11 protein-coding genes are annotated in these 13,137 nt (G+C 70.9%); 5 read left to right on the top strand and 6 right to left on the bottom strand.

The window, feature by feature from the left end; genetic code table 11:
* Positions 1 to 11: 11 nt before the first annotated feature.
* Positions 12 to 1,163, bottom strand: coding sequence for a multiple monosaccharide ABC transporter substrate-binding protein (gene chvE, locus M3C17_RS10350; RefSeq protein WP_259977641.1), 1,152 nt, complete (start codon positions 1,161 to 1,163; stop codon positions 12 to 14).
* A 219-nt stretch (positions 1,164 to 1,382) separates the two neighbouring features.
* On the opposite strand from chvE, the gene M3C17_RS10345 reads away from it, so the two are divergent.
* Positions 1,383 to 2,855, top strand: a complete 1,473-nt coding sequence (locus M3C17_RS10345; protein ID WP_259977640.1) for an MATE family efflux transporter — start codon at positions 1,383 to 1,385, stop codon at positions 2,853 to 2,855.
* 137 nt (positions 2,856 to 2,992) lie between these two features.
* Positions 2,993 to 3,394, top strand: coding sequence for a hypothetical protein (locus M3C17_RS10340; protein WP_259977639.1), 402 nt, complete (start codon positions 2,993 to 2,995; stop codon positions 3,392 to 3,394).
* A 47-nt stretch (positions 3,395 to 3,441) separates the two neighbouring features.
* Here the strand turns inward: M3C17_RS10340 and M3C17_RS10335 are convergent, their stop codons facing one another.
* Genes M3C17_RS10335 through M3C17_RS10325 form a run of 3 tightly spaced genes read right to left on the bottom strand, consistent with a single transcriptional unit; the run spans position 3,442 to position 6,681 of the window.
* Positions 3,442 to 4,062 (bottom strand): NADPH-dependent F420 reductase, encoded by a 621-nt coding sequence (locus M3C17_RS10335; RefSeq protein ID WP_259977638.1) that lies wholly within the window; start codon positions 4,060 to 4,062, stop codon positions 3,442 to 3,444.
* Complete coding sequence (locus tag M3C17_RS10330) at positions 4,059 to 5,279, bottom strand: FAD-dependent monooxygenase (RefSeq protein ID WP_259977636.1); 1,221 nt, start codon at positions 5,277 to 5,279, stop codon at positions 4,059 to 4,061. The genes M3C17_RS10335 and M3C17_RS10330 overlap by 4 nt, the downstream gene beginning before the upstream one ends.
* A gap of 28 nt (positions 5,280 to 5,307) precedes the next feature.
* Entirely contained in the window at positions 5,308 to 6,681 is a 1,374-nt protein-coding gene (locus tag M3C17_RS10325) for an MFS transporter (protein ID WP_259977634.1), read from the bottom strand.
* Positions 6,682 to 6,824: 143 nt separating this feature from the next.
* Here M3C17_RS10325 and M3C17_RS10320 point away from each other — a divergent pair, with 143 nt between their 5' ends.
* Entirely contained in the window at positions 6,825 to 7,742 is a 918-nt protein-coding gene (locus M3C17_RS10320) for a LysR family transcriptional regulator (protein WP_259977633.1), read from the top strand.
* Positions 7,743 to 7,775: 33 nt separating this feature from the next.
* On the opposite strand, the gene M3C17_RS10315 is transcribed toward M3C17_RS10320, so the two are convergent.
* Both M3C17_RS10315 and M3C17_RS10310 read right to left on the bottom strand, forming a co-directional pair.
* Positions 7,776 to 9,482: an AMP-binding protein gene (locus M3C17_RS10315; protein WP_259977632.1), complete on the bottom strand. Its 1,707-nt coding sequence runs from the start codon at positions 9,480 to 9,482 to the stop codon at positions 7,776 to 7,778.
* A 69-nt stretch (positions 9,483 to 9,551) separates the two neighbouring features.
* Complete coding sequence (locus tag M3C17_RS10310) at positions 9,552 to 10,019, bottom strand: Lrp/AsnC family transcriptional regulator (RefSeq protein WP_259977631.1); 468 nt, start codon at positions 10,017 to 10,019, stop codon at positions 9,552 to 9,554.
* Positions 10,020 to 10,131: 112 nt separating this feature from the next.
* On the opposite strand from M3C17_RS10310, the gene M3C17_RS10305 reads away from it, so the two are divergent.
* A complete protein-coding gene (locus M3C17_RS10305) occupies positions 10,132 to 11,358 on the top strand; it encodes a PLP-dependent aspartate aminotransferase family protein (RefSeq protein WP_259977630.1) in 1,227 nt (408 codons plus the stop codon).
* A 151-nt stretch (positions 11,359 to 11,509) separates the two neighbouring features.
* A complete protein-coding gene (locus M3C17_RS10300; protein ID WP_259977629.1) occupies positions 11,510 to 12,940 on the top strand; it encodes a hypothetical protein in 1,431 nt (476 codons plus the stop codon).
* Positions 12,941 to 13,137: the final 197 nt, after the last annotated feature.

Here is a 13,137-nt window from a genome sequence, read left to right as displayed (position 1 = left end):
CGATCGGAGTCCTACTGGGCCACGCCGGAGGCCACTTCGGCCTCGGTCCAGTAGCCGGAGTCGATGAGCAGCGGCTTGATCTGGGCCTTGTCGACCGTGTCGGACTGGAGCAGGTACGAGGGCACGACCTTGGCGCCGTTGTCGTAGCTCTTGGTGTCGTTCGCCTCGGGCTTCTTGCCGTCGAGGATGTCCTTCGACACGATGACGGCCTGCTTCGCGAGCTTGCGGGTGTCCTTGAAGATCGTGGAGTACTGCACCCCCTGATCGATCAGCGCGACGGAGCCGATCTCGGCGTCCTGCCCGGTGACGACGGGGAGGCCGTCGGCGATGGTGGTGCCGTAGCCGCCGGTGCCCTGGAGCGCGGTGATGATGCCGCGCGAGATGCCGTCGAACGGCGAGAGGACGCCGTTCAGCTTCTTCCCGTCGCTGTACGCCGAGGTGAGCAGGTCCTCCATGCGCTTCTGCGCCGTCTCCTGCTGCCAGCGCAGGATGGCCGCCTGCTCGATCTTGGTCTGTCCGGACGGAACGGTCAGCACGCCCTTGTCCAGGTAGGGCTTGAGTGTGTCCATCGCGCCGTTCCAGAAGAAGTGGGCGTTGTTGTCGTCGAGGGAGCCGGCGAACAGCTCGACGTTGAACGGTCCCTTCGCCGCGGTCTCCTTGCCGCTCGCGTCGAGCACGCCCAGGCCCTTGAGCAGGGAGGTGGCCTGCTGGACGCCCACCTTGTAGTTGTCGAACGTGACGTAGAAGTCGACGTTCTTGCTGTCGCGGATCAGCCGGTCGTAGGAGATGACCGGGATGTGCGCGGCCGCTGCCGCGTCGAGCTGCGAGGAGAGCGCGGTGCCGTCGATCGCGGCGATCACGAGCAGGTCGGCGCCCTTGGTGATCATCTGGTCGATCTGCTGCCCCTGCGTAGGGATGTCGTCGCCCGCGTACTGCAGGTCGACCTGGTAGCCGTCCTTCTTCAGGCCGTCCTCCACGGCCTTGCCGTCGGCGATCCAGCGCTCCGAGGTCTGCGTCGGCATGGAGACGCCGATCAGGAGGTCGCCCGGCTTCTCGGATTTCGCGCCCCCGGCGGAGCCGGCCCCGCCACCGCCGCAGCCGGCGAGGGCGAGAGCGCCGATCAGCCCGAGTGCCGCGAGGGCATGCGTGTACGTCTTCTTCATGAGGTGGCTCCTTGGATGCCGGGTGTCGTGACCTGGAAAAATCCCCGCACGATGGCCGCCCGCACGAACCACCTAGGACACTTTTTGTCAGACTGCTCCGGGAGTCAATGAGTTCTGACCAGCGTTCCGGTATGAAGCGTGTATCGCTCGGCCGAATCGATTCGATAAACTGGTCCGACCCCCGATCCACCCCTTCGTCTTCTGCGAGCCGCTTCCTTCATGGCCACCACCCTCACCACGGGCCGCCCGTGGCGCGTCATCCTCGCCTTCTCCATCCCGCTCCTGCTCGGCAACGTCGTGCAGCAGCTCTACCAGTTCGCCGACGCCATCGTCGTCGGCCGTCACCTCGGCGTCGAGTCGCTCGCGGCCGTCGGCGCCACGGGCAGCCTGCTCTTCCTGCTCCTCGGCTTCGCCTGGGGTCTCACCAGCGGGTTCGCGATCCCCATCGCCCAGGCGTTCGGTGCGCGCGACGATGCGGCCGTTCGCCGTTCCGTCGCGACCGGCGTGCTCCTGAGCGGCATCACCAGCGTCCTGCTGACCGCGGTCGCGCCGCTCATCGCGGGGCCGATCCTCGCTCTGCTGCAGACGCCCCCCGAGCTGATGGCCGAAGCCACCGTCTTCACGCAGATCAGCTTCCTCGGCGCCGGCGCCACGATGTTCTTCAACTACCTCTCCGCGATCATCCGCGCGATCGGCGACTCCCGCACGCCGCTGGTGTTCCTCACGGTGTCGTGCGCGCTGAACGTGGGGCTCGTGGTGCTGATGGTGGGGCCGCTGGAGTGGGGCGTCGCCGGCGCCGCGCTCGCCACGGTCGTGGCGCAGGCGGTGTCGGTGCTGCTGTGCCTCGACTTCGTCCGCCGCCGCCTGCCGATGCTGCACCTGCGCCGCTCCGACTGGCGCATCACCGGGTCGGACATCGCCGAGCACCTGCGGCTCGGGCTGCCGATGGGCTTCCAGGCCTCGATCATCGCGATCGGCACCCTCACGGTGCAGGTCGCGCTGAACACCCTGGGCGCCGACGCGGTGGCGGCGTACACGACGGCCTCCCGCGTCGACAGCCTGGCGGTCGCCCTGCTCTCCTCCCTCGGCCTCGCCGTCTCGATGTACGCCGCGCAGAATCACGGCGGCCGGCGGCCCGACCGCATCCGCCGCGGCGTGGTCGAGGCCACGTGGATGGCTGTCGTCTCCGGCATCGTGCTGGGCGGCCTGCTGGTGGCGTTCGGCACGCCCATGGTGCGGCTGTTCATCGGCGAGGGCTCGGACGAGGTGGTCGAGCTCGCGCACCTCATGCTCATCATCAACGGCTGCGGCTACTGGGCCCTCGGCATGCTGTTCGTGCTGCGCGGGGCGCTGCAGGGGCTGGGGCACACGCTCGTCCCGACCGTTACCGGCGTGATCGAGCTGGTGATGCGCGTGGGCGCTGCCGTCGTGCTCGGCGCCATGATCGGGTTCCCGGGGGTGGCCCTCAGCAATCCGCTTGCATGGGTCGGCGCGATCCTGCTGCTCGTGCCCGCATACGTCCGCGCCCACCGCGAGCTCGCGAAGCTCCCGGTCGCGCCGGCGGAGGCGACGGAGACGTCGGCGATCGCGATCGTCGGCCCCACGGACGGGTCGATGGTGGTCGATGCCGTGATCACCCAGCCCGTTCCGGTGATCCGCCGACGGCGTCTGCGGTGGCCCACGCGCCGCTGACTCTGCGATGTGCCGAAATATCAGTCTGGAGGATGACGCACGTCGGACTTGAGACGGATGGCCTCCAGGGCACACACTTCTAGTGTCGAGAATGCGGGTATTCCGCAGACCGGGGGGTCAATATGACGACATCGAGAATGGCCAGTGATCTGGCAGCGGTACTGGTACCGATCGGATGGGCCGGAGCGGTGATCGCCGTGCTGTGCGCGATCGTCGCGGCGGTCGCGATCGTCCGCGGTGCCGGCGGGCTCGTCGGGGGCGCCGTGGGCGTCTGGATCGTCGGCGCGCTGCTCAGCGTGACCGCGTCCTTCGGTCAGCAGTGGATCCCGCTGATCGTGGCCTGCGCGTCTCTCGCGGCGATGCTCGTGATCGGCGCAGTGGTGCGCGGGTTCGTCACCGCCGCCGGCGTCGAGCGGACGCCGCGCACCGCGCCGGAAGCGCTGCCGGTCACGCAGACGAGCGCGCTCGCGAAGACCAACCCGGTGGTCAAGGCGGCCTCGAAGGCCACCCCGACCGCACCGGTCGCCGTCATCTCCTGAGCACGGGCCTCGGCGAGCGCCGGGTGCGCCAGCGCGCCCGTGCGTGATCACTCGAGCAGGGCGAACCCCGACTCGTATCGGGTCTTGCCCAGCGCGGCCATGATGATCTGCAGGAAGCCCATGGCCTCCAGCTCGCGGGCGCGCGTCAGCGGCCCCACATCGACGGCGCGCATCCCGGCGCCCTCGATGAGTCCTGCGACGGCGATCTTCGCCGCGGCGTCGTCACCCGCGAACAGCACGGTCGTCCGGGTCGTCCCGTTCGTCCCGGCGATGAGCGTGTCGCCGAGGTTGACGTTGAACGCCTTCACGACCGCGGCACCCTCGGGCAGCATCCGGTCGAGCTCCGCCGCGGTCGAGGAGTCGGCGGGCGACGTCAGCTGGTCGTAGGTCATGAAGTCGATCGGGTTGCTGATGTCGATCACGACCTTGTCGGCGAGCTGGTCGACGTAGTGCTCGAGCACGCTCGGGTACGCCGCGAACGGCACCGCCAGCACGACGAGGTCTCCGGTCAGCCGGTCGCCCATCACCCCGTACGTGAGGCCGGGGCGTGCCGCCGACATGCTCGTCGCGCTGCGCTTCACGATCTGGATGCTCGCTCCGGCGCGGGTCGCGACCTCGGCGATGGCGGCGCTCATCTTGCCGCTCCCGATGATGCTGATCGATGTCATGCGTACTGGACCTTTCGGAATCGAGCGAGCGCCCTGGTGGCGACCTTCTCTGCGTCGTAGTCGAAGACGGCGCTGCGGCGGAAGTCGCGCCCGACCCTGATGTCCGCGTCGCGCTTCGCGAGATCCGCGAACTCGTACTGGGCGTCGAACATGGCGCCCGCCCGCCGCGAGCCGTGCTGAAGGATGGCCGTGCGCTGCATCCGCACGGCCGTGTACCGGCGGAACGCCTCCGGGATGTCGGCCACGGTCTCGGCGGCCGCGAGGAACGTGGCGAGCGCCATGCTGTCCTCGATCGCCTGGTTCACCCCCTGGCCCTGGTGCGGCAGCATCGTGTGCGCCGCGTCGCCGAGCAGGGTCACCGGCCCTCGCGACCAGTTCGTGAGCGGCTCGTGGTCGAACAGCCCCCACCAGAAGGTCTTGTCGATCAGGCTGATGAATTGCTGGAGTCGCGGGTCCCACCCGTCGCCGGCGAACTCGGCGGCGAGCTCGCTCACCTCGCACGGTCCCGACCAGGGGCCTTCGAGCGGGCGGTCGCTCGGCACCCCGGCCACGAAGTTGAACAGCTTGCGCTGCTGCAGCGGATAGCACATGAAGTGTCGGCTGTCGCCCATCCAGACCTGGCTGATCATGGGCCAGTCGTCCGGGAGGCGTGAGGCGTCGACCACGCCGCGGTACACGATGTAGCCCGAGTACACGGGTTCGGGGAACTGGCCGATGTGCGGTCGCACGGCGGAGTGGATGCCGTCGGCGCCGACGACAGCATCGAACACGTCGTGCACGCCGTTCTCGAACTCGACGCGCACGCCGTCCGCTGTCGTCTCGAGCGAGGTCAGCCGGTGGCCGAGGTGGATGGTGTCGCCGTCCACCGCGCGCGCCAGGGCGTCGATGAGGTCCGGTCGGTACATCCCGATGTTGCGGTACTGCCGGCCGGAGTCCTCCCACGCGGCATCCGTCACCATCTCGCCCCTCGCATCGAGGTACACGCCGTGACCGTCCGGCACGGCTCCGACCGCGCGGATCTGCTCGAGCACGCCGAGCCGGTCGAGGACGCGCGAGGCGTTGGGGGCGACCGTCACACCGGCGCCGACCTCGCCGAGCCGGCTCGCCTGCTCGAACACGGTGACCTGTACGCCGGCGATGCGGGTGAGGGCGATCGCGGCGGTGAGCCCGCCCATCCCTCCGCCGATGATGGCGATTCTGGTGTCGCTGCTGACCATGGGTACTCCTAGCTGACGGATCGAGGGGTCATCGCACCGGGGCGGGCGCGGTCGCGGGCGCCGGCGGCGCGAAGATCGTGGCTCCCGTGGCCTGCTCGGCCTCGTGATCGGGACCGAGCGGGATGCCGGGACGATCGCGGAGGCAGAACGTCGCGATGCCGCCGAGGAGGGTGGTCAGCAGGAGGTAGCCCGAGACCGCCGCAGTGGTGCCGGTGGCACCCAGCAGCATCTGCGCGATCATCGGCGCGAACGCTCCGCCGAGCACGGCTCCGATCGCATACGTGACCGAGACGCCGGAGAACCGGATCGAGGCGGGGAAGATCTCCGCGTACCAGGCGGCGAGCGGGCCGTAGGTGAGTCCGAGGCCGATCGAGATCAGGAACAGGGCCGTGTAGAGGCCGGGAAGCCCGCCGTTGTCCACGAGCCAGAAGATCGGGAACACCACGACCGCCTGGACGCCGAACCCGATCAGGAAGGTGCGGCGCCGCCCGATGCGGTCGGCGAGGACGCCGGCGATGAGGGTGGAGAAGAACCAGACGGAGGCGGCGAACACCGCGGCGACGAGCACCGAGGTCGTGTCGAGCTGCTGCACGTTGATGGCGTAGCTGTTGAGGAAACCGCCGGTGGTCATGTAGCCCAGGGTGCCGTTGCCGACGAAGACCAGGGCGGCGAGGAGCACCAGGTGCCAGTGCCGGCGGAACAGTGTCACGATGGGCACGCTCGCCTGCTTGCCGCGGGCGGCGATCTCGGCGAACACGGGGCTCTCGTCGACGGAGCGGCGGATCACGAAGCCCACGACGATGAGCACGACGCTCATCAGGAACGGCACCCGCCAGCCCCACTCGAGGAACGCCGCGCCGGGCGAGATCACGCCGGTCATCAGCGCGGTCATGCCCGAGGCGAGCAGGAAGCCGAGCGGCACGCCGAGCTGGGGCCAGGATCCGGCGCGACCGCGACGGTCGGCGGGGGCGTGCTCGACCGCCATCAGGACGGCACCGCCCCATTCGCCGCCGGCCGAGAGTCCCTGCAGGATGCGGAGGGTGAGCAGCAGGATCGGTGCCGCGATGCCGATCTGCGCGAAGGTCGGAAGCACGCCGATCAGCGTCGTCGCGGCGCCCATGAGCACGAGGGTGGCGACGAGCATCGCCCTCCGTCCGATCACGTCGCCGAAGTGGCCGGCGAGGAAGGCGCCGAGCGGGCGGAACAGGAAGGAGATGCCGACCGTCGCGAACGACAGCAGCAGCGCGATCTCCTCGCCCGCGGGCTGGAAGAAGAGCTGGGCGAAGACGAGGCCTGCACTGGTGGCGTAGATGAAGAAGTCGTACCACTCGATCGTGGTGCCGATGATGGTCGCGAAGGCGATGCGCCGCTGGGAGGCGCCGCGGGTGGCTGAGGAGGTCATGGTCGTCCCTAACGTCATTGTCATCCCTCCGGGTGGAGGGGTTCGGGATGCGGATCCCTCCATCGTGGGAGGGCGGCCATTGAATGTAAATCACGGTTATCCGGAGATATAGTTCAGTGCAATCGAGGAAGCAGGTGCCCGACGTGACCGACGTGAGCCTCCGGCAGCTGGAGCTGTTCGCCGCGCTGCCGAACTTCCCGACGCTCAGTGCGGCCGCCGCCCACCTGCACATCTCGGAATCCGCGCTCTCGCAGGCCATCACCGTGCTGGAGAAGGCGGTCGGCGAGCAGCTGTGCGTGCGACGCAAGGCGCGGGGGTTCACGCTGACGCCCACGGGGCAGGAGTTCGCACGGCGAGCCGGGCGGATCATCGCCGACACCCGTGAGCTGGTGCTGAGTGCCGGAGGCGGTGAGGAGCTGCGCGGACCCGTGAAGCTCGGCTGCTATTCCAGCTTCGCTGCCAATGTGGTGCCCGAGCTGGTCGACGGCTTCCGCCGGCGGCACCCCGCAGTGGACCTCGATGTCCTTGTCGGCACCAACGAGGAGCTGCTGTCCGCCCTCCATGCCGGGCACCTCGACGTCGCGCTGGTCTACGACGTGTCGCTGCCGCTCGGGTACGCGAAGCGGCGCGTCTACGGAACCGAGCTCCAGGTGCACCTGCATCCGGAGCATCCGCTCGCGGCTGCCGCCACCGTCGACCTCGCCGACCTCGCCGACGAGCCGTTCATCCAGTACGACGCGACGCCCGGTATCCGCAATGACCTGAACGCCTTCGCCGCACGGGGCATCGAGCCGACCATCGAGGCCAGGGTCGGCCAGATCAGCCTCGTCGAAGCACTGGTGGGGCGCGGCGTCGGGTACGGCCTGCTCATGGCGCGGCCCAACGCGCTGCCGATGAGCGTCGAGGGGCGGCCCGTCGTGGTGCGGCCGTTCGACCCGCCGGTGTCCGTCACGCAGGTCGTGGGCATCTGGCCGGAGGACGGCGAGCTCACCGCGCGCGCCGAGGCTCTGCTCGACTTCGCGATCGAGAGGCTCGGGGACTTCGGGCGCGCTGCGAGCTGACGGCGGCGCCCACCCGCCGTCGCCCCTCGGCGCTCAGCGGTAGTCGCGGTCCCGGTGCTGGCCCGCCTCATCGCCCGCGGCGACCCGCTCGGCCTCCCTGGCACGCAGCTCGACGCGGCGGATCTTCCCCGAGATCGTCTTGGGCAGCTCCGGCACGAACTCGATGATGCGCACCCACAGGTGCGACGACAGCCGCTCGTGGGCGTACGCGAACACGGCCTGCGCGGCGGCGGCCTCGTCGGCGGCCGCCTCGGGGGTGACGCAGACGTAGGCCTTCGGCACGGCCAGCCGGGTCGGGTCGGGGCTGGGGATCACCGCCGCCTCGATCACGAGCTCATGCTCCAGCAGCACCGATTCCAGCTCGAACGGCGAGATCTTGTAGTCGGAGGCCTTGAACACGTCGTCGGAGCGGCCGATGTACGTCAGGTAGCCGTCGTCGTCACGCACGGCGATGTCGCCCGTGTGGTGGTAGCCGCCGGCGCGGGACTCCGCGGTCTTCGCCGGGTCCTCGTAGTAGCCGGCCATCAGGCCGACTGGCGGCGTGGACAGGTCGAGCGCGATCTCGCCCTCGCGCTCGACGACGTCACCCGTGGCCGGGTCGAGCAGCACCACCGGGTAGCCGGGCAGCGGGCGCCCCATCGAGCCGACCTTCACGGGCTGACCAGGGGAGTTGCCGATGCACGCGGTCATCTCGGTCTGCCCGAAGCCGTCGCGGATGGTGCCGCCCCAGGCCTCGCGCACACGGTCGATCACCTCGGGGTTGAGGGGCTCCCCGGCTCCGACGAGCTCCCGCGGCGGGTGGGTCAGGCGGCTGAGGTCGGCCTGGATGAGCATGCGCCACACGGTCGGCGGAGCGCAGAACGTCGACACGTGGTGCGTGTCCATGACCTGCATGAGGGTGTTCGCGTCGAAGCGGTCGTAGGTGTACACGAACACGGTCGCCTCGGCCAGGAACGGCGCGTAGAAGCTGGACCACGCGTGCTTGGCCCAGCCCGGGGACGAGATGTTCAGGTGCACGTCGTCCGGCCGGAGCCCGAGCCACCACATGGTCGACAGGTGCCCGACCGGATAGGACACGTGGGTGTGCTGCACGAGCTTCGGCCGGTTCGTGGTGCCGGAGGTGAAGTACAGCAGCGCCGTGTCGGAGGCGGGGGTGGTGGCGTCCGGCTCGAAGGGGGCGGGGGCGGAGGCGGAGTCGGCGAAGCGGGCCCATCCGTCCGGGGTCTCGCCGACGCCGATGCGGAGCAGGCTCGGGGCGATGCCGTCGAGCCGGTCGGCGAGCGACCCGAGGGTGACCACGGCGCGGGCTCGGCCGTGGTCCACGCGGTAGGCGAGGTCGGCGGCAGACAGCAGCGTCGAGGTCGGGATGGAGACGGCGCCGAGCTTGGTGATCGCGAGCATCACCTCCCACAGCTCGATCGTGTTGTTCAGCATCACGATGACGTGGTCTCCGCGGCGGATCCCGAGCGAGGACAGCCACGACGCGACCTGGTCGGAGCGGGTGGAGAGCTCGCCGTACGTCCACGACCGCAGGCTCAGGTCGGCCTCGACGATCTGCACGGCCGGCCGATCCGGGCTCTCCCCGGCGATGACGTCGAACCACTCCAGCGCGAAGTTGAACTCCGCGAGCTCCGGCCAGGCGAAGCCGGCTCTGGCCGCGTCATAGTCCGTGGCGTTCGCGAAGAGGAAGTCGCGCATCTCGCGGATGGCGTGCGTGGCGGCGGTGGCTGTACGACTCATGGTGCTCCCTTGCTGACCTGCCCTCCATCTTCCCCGCTCGACGTCGTTCGCCTGGCAGCGACGGGCGTGTCACCGGGGGAGGAGGCCGGTGCCGTCGCGCAGCTCGAAGACGAGCTGGGTCTCCGTGCCGCGCACCACGGGGTGGACGGTGATGTGCTCGAGCACGATGTCGCGGAGCGCCGTCGCGTCCTGCACCGCCACGTGCACGAGGAAGTCGTCCACGCCGGCGACATGGAACACCTGGAGCACCCGGGGGATCGCGACGAGGGCGTCGAACAGGGCCGTCACCTTGGGGCCGGTGTGATTCGCCAGCCGCACCTTGATGATCGCCTGCAGCGGGAAGCCCAGGGCGGCGCCGTCCACGCGGATGCGGGTGTCACGGATCACGCCGCGCTCACGCAGGGACCGCACGCGATGCGCGCAGGTCGACTCCGCGAGGCCGAGGCGGTGGGCGAGCGCCTTGTTCGTGATCCCCGCATCGCGGGTCAGGACCGCGAGCAGTTCGAGGTCGATCTCGTCGAGTTGCGGTTTCGCCAAGGTCGCCCGCCTTCCGTCATCAGATCCCGCACAGAATATCGGCTTTCCAGTAATCTCTGACGGATTCTGTCGATCAGGAGCGGCTTCATCGCGATTCCGGCAACGTGGAAGCATGACCGCCCCGCTGCATCCCGACACCGTCGCCGTCCACAGCGGCCGCTCCGACCTCACCGCCCTCGGGGTCCACGCGCTGCCGCTCGACCTGTCCACGACGAACCCGTTGCCCGACATCGAGCGCGGCGGCGAGTCCTACGAGGCCATGGCCACCGGAGGCCGTCCGCCCGCCGACGGCAGCATGGTCTACGCGCGCCTGTGGAACCCCACGGTCGCCCGCTTCGAAGAGGCCCTCGCCGAGCTCGAGCACGCGGAGGCCGCGGTGGCCTTCGCCTCCGGCATGGCCGCGATGACCGCGGTGATCCTGGCCCACACCGGCACCACGGGCGCCCGGCACGTCGTCGCCGTGCGGCCCCTGTACGGCGGCACCGACCACCTGCTGGGCTCCGGGCTGCTGGGCGTCGATGTCACCTACTGCCAGCCCGAGGAGGTCGCCGCCGCGGTCCGCGCCGACACCGGTCTCGTCGTCGTGGAGACCCCGGCGAACCCCACCCTCGACATCGCCGACATCGCTGATGTCGTGCGGCAGGCAGGCGGCGTGCCCGTCGTGGTCGACAACACCTTCGCGACTCCGGTGCTGCAGAACCCGATCGACCTGGGCGCGGCGATGTCGCTGCACAGCGCCACCAAGTACCTCGGCGGCCACGGCGACGTCATCGCCGGAGTCGTCGCCTGCGACGAGAGGACCGCGGAGGCGCTGCGCCGCGTGCGGGCGGTGACCGGGGGGCTGCTGCACCCGCTCGGCGCGTACCTGCTGCACCGCGGTCTGACGACGCTGCCGCTGCGGGTGGGGCGCCAACAGGAGAGCGCGCGCCGCATCGTGCAGTGGCTGATCGACCGTCCCGAGGTCGCCGAGGTGTTCTATCCGGGGCTCGACGGCGACCCGCGCGGCATCCTCGCCCGGCAGATGCGCGGCACGGGGGCCATGATCGCGATGCGCCTGCGCGGGGGCTACGCGGCTGCGGCGACCGTGGTCGGTGCGACCGAGCTGTTCACGCACGCGGTGTCGCTCGGCGGCGTCGACTCCCTGATCCAGCACCCCGCGGCTCTCACGCACCGCCCGGTGCCCGCCGAAGCCCGCCCTGGCGCGGACGTGCTGCGCCTGTCGATCGGGCTGGAGGATGCCGGAGACCTCATCGCCGACCTGGAGCGCGCTTTCGTCGCGCTCGCCGCGTCCTCCGATGACGCGCCTGCCGTCGAGGAGCGGGGGCGCGTGCGCTCCTGACGACGCGGGCCGGCGGGATTGTGCGGGAGCGACAAGAAACTCAGTGCCGCGCCCTCTGGAACTTGGTCCCGGTCGGCAATTCCTGAGGCGGACGCCCTCCGCGCCCTACAGTCGCGGGTGGCAACGACGCCACCGACCTCGGGAGTCCTCAATGACGAGTGCAAGACCCCACGCGCACGGCCTCGGCATGCGCATCGCCGTGATCGTGCTCAGCCTGCTGCTGGCCGCCATGGTCCTGCTGTTCTTCGCGACGACGAGCAAGATCGCGGCCGGTGCCGCGGAACTCGCCGACGGCACCACGACTGCGGAGGACGGCTCCGCGCAGCTCGCAGCCGGTGCCGCCGAACTGTCCGATGGCGCACAGACCCTCGCCGACGGGACGCAGGATCTCGCCGCGGGTGCCGCGAGCGCGCAGGACGGGTCCCAGCGGCTGAGCGACGGTGCCACCACGGCCGCCGCCGGAGCCACGACGCTCGCCGCGGGTGCGAGCGACCTGGCGGCGGGTGCGGCCAGCGCGGAGGACGGCGCGAGTCGCGTCAGCGGCGGTGCGCAGACGGCACTCGCCGGATCGCGCGACTTGGCCGCCGGTGCCGCCGCGGCCGATGCCGGTGCGCAGCAGCTCGTCGCGGGTGCCACCCGGCTCTCCGCCGGCGTGGCGGGCGCCCACCAGTACACGACGGGTGTCCTCGCCGGAGCGACCACGCTGCGCGACACGTTGAGCGCGGGCGTGACGCCCGCGGTGCAGACGCTCGCCCACCCCGACACGAAGACCGCGCTGCAGAACGCGGCAGCGGCTGCCCCCGGACGCTCGCAGCAGCTGGCGGACAGCCTCGCCGGGATGCTCGCCGCCGACCCGACCAACGTGCAGCTGCAGCAGCTCGCGCAGCTCGCGGCCGGCGTGGACCAGGCCGTCGACGCCCTCGCGGCTCCGGCCGCTGCGGCCCCGGCGCTGGCGCAGGGACTCATCGGCGCCGCCGACGGTGCCACGCGGGTCACCGCCGGGGTGAACGCGATCGCGAACGGCGACGCTGCGCTGGGGTGGCCGGGCACGGTCGCCCTCGTCGCCCCCGAGGGCGCCCCCGCGCTCGTCGCCGGCACGCAGTCGCTCCAGGCCGGCACCGCGCAGCTCAGCGCCGGGGCCGCCAGGCTCACGCAGGGCCTCAGCACGCTGTCGACCGGTGCCTCGACGTTGCACGCCGGCACCGTGCGACTCGACGCCGGGGCCACGAAGCTCGACGACGGCGCCAGCACCCTCGCTACCGGCATCGGCACCCTCCAGTCCGGTGCGAGCACGCTCAACATCGGCATGGGCGAGCTGACCGCCGGAGCGGACGCCGTGGCCGCAGGCTCGGGCGACCTCGCTGCGGGCGGCGCCAGGGTCGAGACCGGGGCGTCTGACCTCGCCTCGGGCAACGGCCGCATCGCCGAAGGCTCCGGCACCCTCGCGACGGCGACCGCTGGCGCCGCGCCGTCGATGCTGCCCTGGATCCTCGGGGTGGCGCTGGCGGGGTTGATCGCGATCGGGTTCTGGGTGGGACACCGCGTGAGCCACCGACGCGCCGTGGCCCTCGCCACCGCGTGAGCTGTACCGAGCGGGCGCCATCCCCCCGAGGCGCCCGCTCGGGACGTGCGTGCGGGCGAGCACAGGTGCACGCGGAGCGTGGTGTGGCGGGGCGACGCGTGGCGTGGCGAGGCGTGCGGGCAGGGTTCGATGCGCAGGTCGCACCGCCCTCTGCTCCGGGCGGATCCGCCCCGGGCAGATTCCGGATCTGCGGGGAT

Source organism: Microbacterium sp. p3-SID336 (genome assembly GCF_025143365.1).
Taxonomy (GTDB): Bacteria; Actinomycetota; Actinomycetes; order Actinomycetales; family Microbacteriaceae; genus Microbacterium.
This window is presented reverse-complemented; position numbering and strand designations above follow the sequence as displayed.

Bases quoted from the DNA above. Each gene is read 5' to 3' on its own strand.
- chvE (WP_259977641.1), bottom strand. From the start codon at position 1,163: ATGAAGAAGACGTACACGCATGCCCTCGCGGCACTCGGGCTGATCGGC.
- M3C17_RS10345 (WP_259977640.1), top strand. From the start codon at position 1,383: ATGGCCACCACCCTCACCACGGGCCGCCCGTGGCGCGTCATCCTCGCC.
- M3C17_RS10340 (WP_259977639.1), top strand. From the start codon at position 2,993: ATGGCCAGTGATCTGGCAGCGGTACTGGTACCGATCGGATGGGCCGGA.
- M3C17_RS10335 (WP_259977638.1), bottom strand. From the start codon at position 4,062: ATGACATCGATCAGCATCATCGGGAGCGGCAAGATGAGCGCCGCCATC.
- M3C17_RS10330 (WP_259977636.1), bottom strand. From the start codon at position 5,279: ATGGTCAGCAGCGACACCAGAATCGCCATCATCGGCGGAGGGATGGGC.
- M3C17_RS10325 (WP_259977634.1), bottom strand. From the start codon at position 6,681: ATGACCTCCTCAGCCACCCGCGGCGCCTCCCAGCGGCGCATCGCCTTC.
- M3C17_RS10315 (WP_259977632.1), bottom strand. From the start codon at position 9,482: ATGAGTCGTACAGCCACCGCCGCCACGCACGCCATCCGCGAGATGCGC.
- M3C17_RS10305 (WP_259977630.1), top strand. From the start codon at position 10,132: ATGACCGCCCCGCTGCATCCCGACACCGTCGCCGTCCACAGCGGCCGC.
- M3C17_RS10300 (WP_259977629.1), top strand. From the start codon at position 11,510: ATGACGAGTGCAAGACCCCACGCGCACGGCCTCGGCATGCGCATCGCC.